At 70.9% G+C, this 3,950-nt stretch carries 5 protein-coding genes and 1 pseudogene; 5 read left to right on the top strand and 1 reads right to left on the bottom strand.

All coding sequences use genetic code 11. From position 1 onward, the window contains the following. The 5 genes and pseudogenes from CCN51_RS43100 to CCN51_RS43080 all read left to right on the top strand — a co-directional run. Window positions 1-345 (top strand): annotated as a pseudogene (locus CCN51_RS43100) (ATP-binding protein); the annotation flags it as partial. Beyond that, the gene (locus CCN51_RS43095) at window positions 342-827 is read left to right on the top strand and encodes a roadblock/LC7 domain-containing protein (RefSeq protein WP_043486795.1); all 486 of its coding nucleotides are present in this window, start codon (window positions 342-344) and stop codon (window positions 825-827) included. The pseudogene CCN51_RS43100 and the gene CCN51_RS43095, both read left to right, overlap by 4 nt. Then, entirely contained in the window at window positions 824-1,201 is a 378-nt protein-coding gene (locus CCN51_RS43090; protein ID WP_014176462.1) for a DUF742 domain-containing protein, read from the top strand. The genes CCN51_RS43095 and CCN51_RS43090 overlap by 4 nt, the downstream gene beginning before the upstream one ends. A gap of 7 nt (window positions 1,202-1,208) precedes the next feature. Further along, entirely contained in the window at window positions 1,209-1,835 is a 627-nt protein-coding gene (locus CCN51_RS43085; RefSeq protein ID WP_014176461.1) for a GTP-binding protein, read from the top strand. 12 nt (window positions 1,836-1,847) lie between these two features. Beyond that, window positions 1,848-3,206 (top strand): styrene monooxygenase/indole monooxygenase family protein, encoded by a 1,359-nt coding sequence (locus CCN51_RS43080; RefSeq protein ID WP_014176460.1) that lies wholly within the window; start codon window positions 1,848-1,850, stop codon window positions 3,204-3,206. Window position 3,207: 1 nt separating this feature from the next. On the opposite strand, the gene CCN51_RS58485 is transcribed toward CCN51_RS43080, so the two are convergent. Then, window positions 3,208-3,950, bottom strand: a 743-nt coding sequence (locus CCN51_RS58485) for a C40 family peptidase (protein WP_245881800.1), incomplete at its 5' end; no start/stop codon positions are given.

The following is a 3,950-nucleotide window of genomic DNA, read 5'->3' as shown; positions in this document are numbered from 1 at the left end:
TGCCGCTTCTGGGGTTCGCTGTCCGGAGTGCCCGGCCAGCGAACCCCAGAAGCGGCAGGAGCGGCAGGAACGGCGGAGGCGCGCGAAAGGCGCCTCACCGACAAGGGACTTCCCAAGCGCACCCCGAAGAACGTGGCCCTGCCGGAGACCGACCCCCAGGAGCGCACGGGCGCGGTGAACGCCGAGGAACTGCGACGCAGGCTCGGCGGTTTCCAGAAGGGCGCGCGCCAGGGACGCCGAGACGCCGAGGCCGAAATCGCGAGTCGCGGCGCGCCGGGGGAGCGGCAGCGGGGACAATCGGGGGCGCAGGACGAGGGTGGCACGGTTGAGGAGGCACGCAGGTGAATGCGCCCAGTAGCACGTATGGGTTGAGTTCCGAGGCCCGTAATCTGCATTGGCTGCTGTCGAACCTGGTCGAGGAGGTCCCCGGCGTCCGCTCGGTCGCCGTCGTCTCCTCCGACGGGCTGATGCTGCTGTCCTCGGACGCGCGGCACATCGAGGCCGCCGCCGACCCGACGGTCCAGGACGGCCCCAAGGGGTCGAGCGCCGACCTGGCCACCATCGTCTCCGGCCTCGGCAGCCTCACGATGGGCGCGGCCAAGCTGATGGACGGCGGGGTCGTCAAGCAGACGATGGTCGCGATGGAGCAGGGAAGTCTGTTCGTCATGTCGATCAGCGACGGCTCGCTGCTGGGCGTACATGCCACGCCGGACTGCGATATGACCGTGGTCGCGTACCACATGGCGCTGTTCGTCGGCCGGGCCGGGCATGTGCTCACCCCTGAACTCCGTACCGAACTGCGCCGGTCCCTGGAGTCCGCGCAGTGACGTCGGCGTCCTACAAGGCCGGCCGCGTACGCCCGTACTCGCTCACCGGCGGCCGGACCCGGTCCGGCCATGTGCTGCTGGTCGAGACCTTCGTGGCCACGCTGGAGACCCCGGACGGGGCGGTCGAGCCCGCGCTCAGCGGACCGGCCTCCCGGATGGTGCCGGAAATCCGGGCCATCATCGACCTCTGCCGTCGGATGCGTTCGGTCGCGGAGGTCTCCGCGCTGCTCAAGATTCCGCTCGGTGTGGTGCGCGTGTTGCTCAGCGACCTCGCGGACCAGGGAAAGATCCGCGTGTACGGCACGGGGCGGGGCCCCGGACAGCCGGATCGCGCGTTGCTCGAAAGGGTGCTCAGTGGACTTCGCAGACTCTGAGACGACGATGACGGCGGCACCGATACGGGTGCCGAAGATACCGGGGGCCGATGAGGCGCTCCAGGGGTGGCAGGACGACCGTTCGCGGGCGCCCATCGCCACCAAGATCGTCATCGCGGGGGGTTTCGGCGTCGGCAAGACGACATTCGTCAGTTCGGTATCGGAGATCACACCGCTGCAGACCGAGGCTCTGATGACGCGGGCCAGCGAGAACGTGGACGATCTCGCCGCGACCCCGCAGAAGCTGACCACGACGGTCGCGATGGACTTCGGCCGGATCACGCTCGACTCCGACCTGGTGCTGTATCTGTTCGGCACACCGGGCCAGCAGCGGTTCTGGTTCATGTGGGACGACCTGATGCGCGGCGCGATCGGCGCGGTGGTGATGGTCGACACCCGCCGGCTGGAGGACAGCTTCCCGGCGCTGGACTACTTCGAGAGCTGCGGGCTGCCGTACGTCATCGCGGTCAACCACTTCCAGGGGACCCCGGTGTACGAGCCGGAGGACGTGCGGGACGCGCTCTCCGTGCCGGCGAAGGTGCCCGTGGTGATCATGGACGCCCGCAATCGCATCTCGGTGGTCGACGCACTGCTGGCGCTGGTGAGGTTCGCCGTGGACATCTCGCCCGAGTGAACCGGCCCCGCCATGCGCAGGATGCTCATTGTCGGGGCCGGTCAGTCCGGGCTCCAACTCGCCCTGGGGCTCCAGGCCCAGGGGTACGAGGTCACCTTGATGTCCAACCGCACGGCCGATGAGATCCGCGTCGGCCGCGTGATGTCCACCCAGTGCATGTTCCACACCGCGCTGCAGCACGAGCGCGATCTGGAGATCAACTTCTGGGAGGAGCAGGCCCCGCGCATCCAGGGCCTGGGCGTCTCGGTCGCCGGCCCCGTCACCCCGCTGGGACATCCGCGCCTGGTCGACTGGGTGGGCGAGCTGGACGGCTGCGCCCAGTCCGTCGACCAGCGGCTGAAGATGGCCGGCTGGATGGATGCCTTCGAGCGGCGCGGCGGCCGGCTGGTCATCCACGGCGCGACCGTCTCCGACCTCAACTTCCTCGCGGAGCGGTACGACCTGCTGCTGGTCGCGGCGGGCAAGGGCGAACTGGGCTCCCTCTTCGGCCGGGACGCCACCCGCTCCCCGTACACCTCCCCGCAGCGCGCCCTCGCCGTCGCCTATGTCCACGGCCTCGCCCCCCGGCTGGAACACCCCGACCTCGAAGCGGTGCGCTGCAATCTGGTGCCCGACGTGGGCGAGCTGTACGTGATGCCCGCCCTCACCGCCTCCGGGCGGGCCGACATCCTGTTCTGGGAGGCCATCCCCGGCGGCCCCGCCGATGTCTTCGAGGGCGTCACCGACCCCTCCGAACATCTGGCCCTGACCCTGGAGCTCATGGAGTGGTTCACGCCCTGGGAGTACGGGCGGGCCACCCGGGTCGAGCTGACGGACGCGGGCGGCACGCTGTCCGGGCGCTACACCCCGACCGTCCGTGACCCCATCGGCCGGCTGCCGGGCGGCGGGCTCGTCCTCGGGGTGGCCGATGTCGTGGTCACCAACGACCCGCTCACCGGCCAGGGGTCCAACTCCGCGGCCAAATGCGCCGCCTCGTATCTGGCGAGCATCGTCGAACACGGCGACCGGCCCTTCGACGAGGCATGGATGCGGCGGACCTTCGCGCGGTTCTGGGCGACGGCGCGGCATGTGACCAAGTGGACGAACGCGATGCTGGCCCCGCCGCCCGACCACATCGTGCGCCTCCTGGGCGCGGCGGGCCAACTTCCCGCGGTCGCCCACCGCTTCGCCAACGGCTTCGACGACCCGGCCGACTTCGAGAACTTCTTCTACGAGCCGGACAAGACCGCGGCGTATCTGGAGGAGGCGGAGGCAGCGGGTGCCGCCGAGGTGGCCGAGGACGCCGAGGACGCCGAGGACGGGGGAACCGACGCGGCCGACGTGGGCGATGCGATTGATACGGCCAGTGAGGCCGCTGAGCAGGTGGGCTGAGTCAGCCCTTGGTCTTGCCGCGCGCTGTCGGGCGTACGGCGCCGCGCAGCGGATTGGAGGCGAGCGGGGACAGCTTGACCCGGCCGCCCGGGCGCGGGGCCTGCACCACCATGCCGTTGCCCGCGTAGATCGCCACATGGGACGCGCCCTTGAAGTAGACCACCAGGTCGCCGGGGCGCAGCTCGTTGAGTTTCACCCGCGGCAGGCGGCGCCACTGCTGCTGGCTGGTGCGCGGAATGGGCCGCCCGGCGTGCGCCCACGCCTGGTAGGTCAGCCCCGAGCAGTCGAAGGAGCCCGGCCCCTCCGCGCCCCAGACATACGGCTTGCCGATCTGGTTCAGCGCATACTTCAGCGCCCGGTGCCCGGCCGCCACGGCGGCGGAGGGGCGGCGGGGTGTGCGGCGGTGGCCGGGTGTGGTCCGGCGCGGGGGCTCCTTGCCCTGCGGGGGCGGTTCCTCGCTCTCCTCCGGCTTGGGTTTCGGCTCCGGTTTCGGCTCCGGCTCGGGCTCGGGCTCCTGCTCCGGTTTTGGCTCCGGGGCGGTGCCGGTGTCTTCGGGGTCCGCGGCGGCGTCCGGCGGGGTGTCTTCGGCCTTGGGGTCCGGGGCCTTGCCGCGGTTGACGCGGCTGCCGGTGTCGATGTCCCATGGATCGCTCGTGGCGTAGTCCACCGGCGGGTCGAGGGCCCCGGAGGCGAGCAGTTCCCGCTGTGCCCTCTCGGTTTCCTCGTACTCCCGCTCCGCCAGCT

Source organism: Streptomyces milbemycinicus (assembly GCF_002154605.1).
Lineage (GTDB): Bacteria > Actinomycetota > Actinomycetes > Streptomycetales > Streptomycetaceae > Streptomyces > Streptomyces milbemycinicus.
This window is presented reverse-complemented; position numbering and strand designations above follow the sequence as displayed.

What these genes read in the sequence shown, in the direction of transcription:
- CCN51_RS43080 (WP_014176460.1), top strand. Translation starts at nt 1,848, where the DNA reads ATGCGCAGGATGCTCATTGTCGGGGCCGGTCAGTCCGGGCTCCAACTC.
- CCN51_RS43085 (WP_014176461.1), top strand. Translation starts at nt 1,209, where the DNA reads ATGACGGCGGCACCGATACGGGTGCCGAAGATACCGGGGGCCGATGAG.